General features: G+C 72.9%; 7 protein-coding genes. 4 read left to right on the top strand and 3 right to left on the bottom strand.

The genetic code is table 11. The features are described 5' to 3' along the window. Positions 1–272: 272 nt before the first annotated feature. Together ACFYO5_RS19530 and ACFYO5_RS19525 are read right to left on the bottom strand one after the other, a co-directional pair. Positions 273–1571: a DUF3152 domain-containing protein gene (locus ACFYO5_RS19530; RefSeq protein ID WP_388710048.1), complete on the bottom strand. Its 1299-nt coding sequence runs from the start codon at positions 1569–1571 to the stop codon at positions 273–275. 224 nt (positions 1572–1795) lie between these two features. Further along, positions 1796–3052 carry an alpha/beta fold hydrolase gene (locus ACFYO5_RS19525; protein ID WP_388710046.1) on the bottom strand — a complete coding sequence of 419 codons (1257 nt, stop codon included), beginning with the start codon at positions 3050–3052 and terminating at the stop codon, positions 1796–1798. 198 nt (positions 3053–3250) lie between these two features. Between ACFYO5_RS19525 and ACFYO5_RS19520 the strand changes: the two genes are divergently transcribed. The 4 genes from ACFYO5_RS19520 (at position 3251) to ACFYO5_RS19505 (ending at position 5180) form a co-directional block, all read left to right on the top strand. Next, on the top strand, positions 3251–3472 hold the full coding sequence (locus ACFYO5_RS19520; RefSeq protein WP_356566248.1) for a hypothetical protein: 222 nt from the start codon (positions 3251–3253) through the stop codon (positions 3470–3472). A gap of 223 nt (positions 3473–3695) precedes the next feature. Then, positions 3696–4337: a TetR/AcrR family transcriptional regulator gene (locus ACFYO5_RS19515; RefSeq protein ID WP_356566246.1), complete on the top strand. Its 642-nt coding sequence runs from the start codon at positions 3696–3698 to the stop codon at positions 4335–4337. 145 nt (positions 4338–4482) lie between these two features. Continuing rightward, positions 4483–4710 (top strand): DUF3107 domain-containing protein, encoded by a 228-nt coding sequence (locus ACFYO5_RS19510; RefSeq protein WP_073493074.1) that lies wholly within the window; start codon positions 4483–4485, stop codon positions 4708–4710. A 200-nt stretch (positions 4711–4910) separates the two neighbouring features. Beyond that, a complete protein-coding gene (locus ACFYO5_RS19505) occupies positions 4911–5180 on the top strand; it encodes a hypothetical protein (RefSeq protein ID WP_356566244.1) in 270 nt (89 codons plus the stop codon). Between the two features lie 393 nt (positions 5181–5573). Here ACFYO5_RS19505 and ACFYO5_RS19500 read toward each other — a convergent pair whose 3' ends face one another. Further along, entirely contained in the window at positions 5574–6311 is a 738-nt protein-coding gene (locus tag ACFYO5_RS19500; protein WP_356566242.1) for a ferritin-like fold-containing protein, read from the bottom strand. Positions 6312–6425: the final 114 nt, after the last annotated feature.

The following is a 6425-nucleotide window of genomic DNA, read 5'->3' as shown; positions in this document are numbered from 1 at the left end:
GAATCTTGAGGGCGGCCCCGGGGCCCCCCCCCGCTCGCCGGTGGGGGGCGCGGCGGGGGCCCGGGGGGCGCCCGGGGGGCACAACTTCCGCGCCCTGGGGGGGGGGGGGGGGGGGGGGGCCCCCCCCCCCCACCAAAAGGGGTGAACGGTCGTAACTTTCCCGTGCGGGCGGCGTTCGGTCGCGCTAAGAGATCGCGCGAGCGCGAAACGTCACCTCGCCGGGGGGCGCGGACACCGCGCCGGGCGCCCCGCTGAGCGGCTCCGGCCGGGCGTCAGCTGTTCGGATAGGGCCAGGGGTTGGGCAGACAGCGGATCCCGTCGTACTCCAGGAACTTCGTCTGCTGCTGCATGACCGGGGCGAGGTCGCCGTCCTTGTCGCAGGTGACATGGCCGTAGCCGAGCCGGTGCCCCACCTCGTGGTTGATCAGCATCTGCCGGTAGGCGTACATCTGATCGCCGTATGTCGTGGACCCCTGTGCCCACCGGTAGGCGTTGATCATCACGCGTTCGGTGGCGGCCGAGTCGCAGGAGACATTGTCCTCGGTGGTGTCCAGGCCGGACTTCGCGCACCAGTCGGCGGTGGTGCCGGGGCTCGCGAGCGTGATGACGAAGTCGGGTTCGCCCGATTGGACGCGCTCGAAGGTCCGCGCACCGCCGTGTGCCCAACTGCGGTCGTCGTTCAGCGTCGTCTGCACGGCTTGTGCGAACAGTTCGGCATCGAGCCCGAGCCCCTGCTCGACGTCCACGCGGTAGGTGTACTTCTGCCCCGTGCCGGGCGCCTTGTCGATGCCGGGCACGGCGTCGAAGCTGCCCGGCCCCGCGAACGTGGCCCCGAGCCGGTACCGCGCGCTCATCTTCTGGGCGTACGTCAGGGGCACCACCGCGGGTGACGCCGACGGGCTCGGCCGCTCGGCGCCGCGAGCGGCGGTGGAGCGGGCGTCACGGGCGGCCTTGTCGGCCGTGGCCTGGGCCTGGGTCCGGACGGAGTCCTCGTCGCGCGCGTCGGTGACCTGGCCGGCCACGACGATGGCCAGCACGGTGGTGACGGCGGCGGCCGCGATGCCGGTGAAGGCCCGGCCCTTGCCGCCCCTGGCCGCCGGCTCGGCGCCGGGCGGCTCGTCGTCGGATCCGCCGGCGCCGCCGCCCGTGGAGGCCGGACGGGGGCTCCTGTCCCGGTCGGTGACGCAGACATAGGCGTCGGTGGGGCGCGGGGTGACGCGGGTGTCCGTGGCGAGTGCGGTGCTCGCGGCCGCCGCCTCGGGCGTGCGGTGTGCGAAGACGTCGTCGTCCCCGGTGAAGGCGTCGAGGTAGTCCTGGCGCGGACCCGCCGCCGGATCGGCCCGCCGCTGCCGGGCCCCGGCCGCCGCCTCGGGTCGCTGGCGAGGGATCAGCGGGCCGAAACCGCGGGCCGTGCGCTCCCGCAACTCTCCCCAGGCTCCGCCGGCTTCACGCTGCTCGGGGTGCCCGCCGCGGACCTGCGGCGTGCCATGGGCGGGGGTGCCGTCGGGGGCGCGGCGCCCGCCCGGGACGGGCAGGCCGTGGGCGGGGGTGCCGTCGGGGAGTCTCGGCATGCCCCGAGCGGGCGTGCCGTCGGGAGACCGGGGCACTGCGCGAGCGGGGGTCGAGTCGGGAGACCCGGGCGTCGCGGAGGGCCCCTCGGCGGGCCGGGCCTGGCCCTGGGGACGGCCGTCCCGCGCCTCGTCCGGCGCGGATCCCGGCGAAGCGGAGCCGGTGCTCTCCCGCGGCGCGCTCTTGGGCGCGGCCCCGCGTCGACTGTGACGTCCCACGACCCCCCTCAGCTCCCCGAGCCCGCGGATCCGCCGGCCCGCTCAGAGAACGAGCCGGAGCCCGAACCGGTTCCCCGCGCCGAGATCGACTCCGCATCCGACGTCACTGCCGACGCCGACGCCGTCTCAGCGTCCACAGCCGCGTGCGCATCCATGTCCACATCCGTATCCGTATCCGAATCCGCCCCGGATCCGGTCCTCCCATCCGGTCTCGGCCCGACATCGGCGTCCGGCCTCGACCTCCTCCCCGCATCCGAGCGCACACCGGCGTCCGTACACGGTCCGGCCCCCGGCTCCGTGGCCGATGCCCGGTCCCGGGTCTCTGCCAGCAGCTCCCGGAACGCCGTGGCGACCGTCTCCGGATACTCCATCATCGCCACGTGCCCCGCGTTCGGCAGGGTGAGCAGGCGGGAGTCACGGAAGGCGCGTGCCGACCTCTGGGCCATGCGGAAGCCGACGAGCTGATCGCGGCCTCCGTAGACGAGGAGGGCAGGGGCGAGGACGCGTTCGGCCTGGCGCCACAGGCCGTGCTGACCGCCCAGCGTGTAGGCGTTGACCAGCCCGCGCGCGGAGCGTGTCATCGCGTCCCAGAAGTAGGGCAGCCGCATCCGCCGTTCGAGTTCCTCCACGGCGTGGCCGAAGGCCTCCGGACTGACCCGTCCGGGGTCGCCGTAGCACAGGGCCGTGACTCCGCGGACCCGCTGCTCGGCCGTCCACTCCCGGGTGAACCGGGTGAACAGCGCCGCCACGCCGGGCATGCCGAGCAGGCCGGTGGGCACCGCCGTGCGTTGGACCCGCAGCTCCGGGAGAGCGGGCGAGACGAGGGTCAGTGTCCGGACGAGGTCGGGACGGACGGCCGCGACACGGGTGGCGACCGCTCCGCCGAGCGAGTTGCCGAAGAGGTGGACGGGGCCGCGGCCGGACGCGTCGAGATGGCGGATCACCGCACGCGCGTGGGCGGTGATGGAGTAGTTGCCGTCGTCCGGCGGCGGGGAGTCTCCGAAACCGGGGAGGTCGACGGCCTCGCTCTCGACGACGCCGTCGAGCTGCGCCATCAGCGCGGACCAGTTCTGCGAGGAGCCGCCGAGGCCGTGGACGTACAGCGCGGGCTGCAGCCCCGCGCGCGTGGGCGGCCTGGAGCGGACCGTCAGGGTGACGCCGGGGAGGCGGACCGACCGCAGTCTCTCGCCCTCGGCGACCCGGACCGACGCGGCCTTCGGCAGCACGCTGGTGGGCGGCACGGACGGCAGCTCTGTCGAAGACATGCCGCAATGTTACGAGACGATCACGCCAGGACCCGTGTGTTCGGCGTCACAAGAGGCCCACCGCGCGTCGCGCAGATGGCGGCGCGATTCCTGGGCACATCGCATAGCGTCCGAAAAGGGTGTCTCCTAGGCTCGTACAAAGGGCACCCGCGTGTAGCCCCTGCACTCTCAGGGACGTTCGTAGGAAGGGAGCCCCTCATGGCCATCGACCCCACCGATCCGGAGACGTTCGCCGACGAGAAGGACGACGCCACGGAGATCGCCGTCGAGGCGCCGGAGAACGACGCCGCCGAGCAGCAGGCGGACGTCGCGCCGAGGCGTGACGATCCACTGGAGGACGTCGACCCCGGCCGGGCCAACGAGGCGGATCTCGTCGAACAGACGCGCGTGGTCTCGCACGACGAGGACGACTATCGCTGACAGGACCGACGTCGGCCTCCGAGAAGACACCGTAAAACGCCGCGCGCCGAGCAGAAGTGGGCCGCGATTTTTCCCACTAAGACCTACTTCGAAACCTTATCTGAGGCTTTTGTCATCGTCCGGTCCGTGAAATTCTGCGCTCGCACCGCGCACACCACGGTTACCGAAAAGTACGATGGCGACGCGGCGGCACACCGCAAGAGTGACGACTTTGGGAGGCGGCGTGACAGCCATCGAGCAGACCGAGGCGGCGCGCCCGCGAGGCACGCGCCTGCCGCGCCGTGCCCGACGGAACCAACTGCTGGGCGCCGCCCAGGAAGTCTTCGTCGCACAGGGCTACCACGCGGCCGCCATGGACGACATCGCCGAACGCGCCGGCGTCAGCAAGCCGGTGCTCTACCAGCATTTCCCGGGCAAGCTGGACCTCTACCTGGCTCTGCTGGACCAGCACTGCGAGTCGCTCATCCAGGCCGTGCGCAGCGCGCTCGCGTCGACGACCGACAACAAGCAGCGCGTCCGCGCGACGATGGACGCGTACTTCGCATACGTCGAGGACGACGGCGGCGCCTTCCGCCTGGTCTTCGAGTCGGACCTGACGAACGAGCCCGCCGTGCGCGAGCGCGTCGACAAGGTCACCAACGAGTGCGCCGAGGCGATCTGCGACGTCATCGCCGAGGACACCGGTCTCTCGCGCGCGGAGTCGATGCTGCTGGCCTCCGGCCTCGGTGGCCTGGCGCAGGTCGTGGCCCGCTCCTGGCTGCACAGCGACCGCAGCGTCCCGCGGGACCAGGCGGTGCAGTTGCTGGCCTCCCTGGCCTGGCGGGGCATCGCCGGATTCCCGCTGCACGGCATCGAGCAGCACTGAGCGACACCACCCCGGCCGTTTGTTCCCGTGCGCTGTTCGCTCCTGGCGTGGACGCCCGCGCCGTACACGTCCCCTCACCGGGCTAATGTGTGCAGCGTACGGCGCGGACGCCCGCGCACCTCGTGATCGTCGGAGGGACTTAGCCGTGGAGGTCAAGATCGGCGTGCAGCACGCGCCCCGCGAGATCGTTCTGGAGAGCGGTCAGACTCCGGAGGAGGTCGAGCGCGTGGTGGCCGACGCCCTGGCCGGGAAGTCGCAGCTGCTCAGCCTCACGGACCAGCACGGCCGCAAGGTCCTGGTTCCGGCCGACCGCCTGGCCTACGTTGAGCTGGGCGAGCCGGCCCCGCGCAAGGTGGGCTTCGGCGCGCTGTAGCGATGCTCGACGGAAGGGGCCCGGCGGCCGTTCGGCTGCCGGGCCCCTTCCGCGTTCCGCCCCCGCGGACACACCCCGCTCCCGTACCGCGCCCTCCACGGACGGAGCACGACCTCCCCACAGGGGATTGCATTCCGCAGGTCACGGGTATGACGGGCTACGACCTTGGTACACAGCCCGGCCGCCTGGAGGGACCTCGGATGATCTTGGAAGCGCTCGGCTCCGCTGTGTTCGGTCTCGTGCTCGCGTGGGCGGCGGTCCACCGCCTCTCCCACCGGCTCCCGGCCCGCACGCTCGTGCTGGCGACGGGCGTCGCCGGAGCCCTGTTCGGAGACTTCGTCACCCACAGCGCACTGGGCCCCGGTTCCCCGTTCGCGAGTCTCCTCGGCGCGGCGATCGTCTCCACCGCCTCGCTCTCCCTGCTCCTGCGCCCGGCGACGAGACTCCGCCGCCGATCGGCAACGGCGTAGCGGACTCGGTCCCACCGGATCCGCCACGGGCGCGCAAGCCCCGCCCGAGCGGCGGCGAACGGCCGCCCATGCGCCGGCCGCCAAGGAAGGCCGTCCAGGAAGCCGCCTCTGGCCCCGGCGTGGCGTGCAGGCGTGGAGGCTACGGCGTCGAACAAAACCACGCGCCAGGGGCCGGAGCCGCCCCACGGCGAACCCGCGAGGGCGCGACGCGCTACGCGGCCGACCCCAGCCGGCGAGGAGGCCGCAGTCGGCGCCGGCGGCCACGACGACGCCCCGGCCGGAAAGGCCGGCGGCGTGCCGTGCACGCATGGACCACGTCGGCAACGGCGTGGAACACAGCCACGCGACAGGGACCGGACCCGCCCCCCGCCGATCCCACGGGGGCGCGACGCGCTACGCGGCCAACCCCAGTGCGGCCATCCGCTTCGTGTGCGCCTCGGTGATCCGCGAGAACATCCGTCCCACCTCCGCGAGGTCGAACCCGTCCGCCACGCCGCCCACGAGCATCGTGGACAGGGCGTCGCGGTCGGCCACCACCCGCTGGGACTGCGAGAGGGCCTCGCCCATCAGCCGCCGCGCCCACAGCGCGAGCCGTCCGCCCACCCGCGGTTCCGCGTCGATCGCCGCGCGCACCCGGTCGACGGCGAAGCCGGCGTGACCGGTGTCGTCGAGCACGGCCAGGACCAGGCCGCGGGTGTCCGTGTCGAGCCGGGCCGCGACCTCCCGGTAGAAGTCGCTGGCGATCGAGTCGCCGACGTAGGCCTTGACGAGGCCCTCCAGCCAGTCCGACGGGGCGGTCTGGCGGTGGAAGCCGTCGAGCGCGGCCACGAACGGCTGCATCGCGCGCGTCGGCTCCTCGCCGATCTCCGTGAGCCGGTCGCGCAGCCGCTCGAAGTGGTGGAACTCCGCCGACGCCATCTTCGCCAGCTCCGCCTTGTCCTCCAGCGTGGGCGCCAGTTTGGCGTCCTCGGCGAGCCGCTCGAACGCCGCCAGCTCGCCGTACGCGAGCGCGCCGAGCAGGTCCACGACCGCGGCCCGGTACTGAGGATCGGCGGAGGCCTTCGCCCAGTCCTGGGCGGCGATACCGGTGGCGGCGTTCTCAGGCTTGTCAGAGCTCGTCATGCAGCGCACAATAGCCCGCCCGTGGTGGGACGGAAGTCCCTGGTCAATCAGTGTGACAACGACGACGCGAAGGACCACGTCCGACGGCGCGACAACCACAACGTGACCGAATCGGCCATCGCA

Origin of the sequence: Streptomyces sp. NPDC006259 (assembly GCF_042870975.1) — a bacterium.
Lineage (GTDB): Bacteria > Actinomycetota > Actinomycetes > Streptomycetales > Streptomycetaceae > Streptomyces.
Note: the sequence above shows the minus strand (reverse complement) of the source record. Positions and strands in the feature narration are given on the sequence as shown.

Coding starts and splice junctions, on each gene's coding strand:
- ACFYO5_RS19525 (WP_388710046.1), bottom strand. CDS start 3,052: ATGTCTTCGACAGAGCTGCCGTCCGTGCCGCCCACCAGCGTGCTGCCG.
- ACFYO5_RS19530 (WP_388710048.1), bottom strand. CDS start 1,571: ATGCCGAGACTCCCCGACGGCACCCCCGCCCACGGCCTGCCCGTCCCG.
- ACFYO5_RS19520 (WP_356566248.1), top strand. CDS start 3,251: ATGGCCATCGACCCCACCGATCCGGAGACGTTCGCCGACGAGAAGGAC.
- ACFYO5_RS19505 (WP_356566244.1), top strand. CDS start 4,911: ATGATCTTGGAAGCGCTCGGCTCCGCTGTGTTCGGTCTCGTGCTCGCG.